General features: G+C 46.4%; 1 protein-coding gene. It reads left to right on the top strand.

Features of this window, described 5'->3' with window-relative positions:
- Window positions 1–235: BCCT family transporter (locus CWB78_RS18490; RefSeq protein WP_171040368.1), on the top strand; the 235-nt coding region annotated here is incomplete at both ends.

Here is a 235-nt window from a genome sequence, read left to right as displayed (position 1 = left end):
CCTTTGGTTTGTATTTCGCACACTTTATTCCTATGGCTTCATTTCGTGCCGATAAACCGTCGCTAGACTCGGGGCCTGAATTCTTTTGGGGCTGGTTTTTAGGTTATGGCCCAGTAATGGCTATGTTCGTTGCACGTATATCCCGTGGACGTACTATTCGTGAAATGCTTTTACTTATTTCTGTGGTTGCCCCTGTGATCACGTGTGTTTGGTTTACTATTGTGGGCGGCTCAGG

This window comes from Pseudoalteromonas sp. S1612 (genome assembly GCF_005887175.1).
GTDB classification, from domain to species: Bacteria; Pseudomonadota; Gammaproteobacteria; order Enterobacterales; family Alteromonadaceae; genus Pseudoalteromonas; species Pseudoalteromonas undina.
This window is presented reverse-complemented; position numbering and strand designations above follow the sequence as displayed.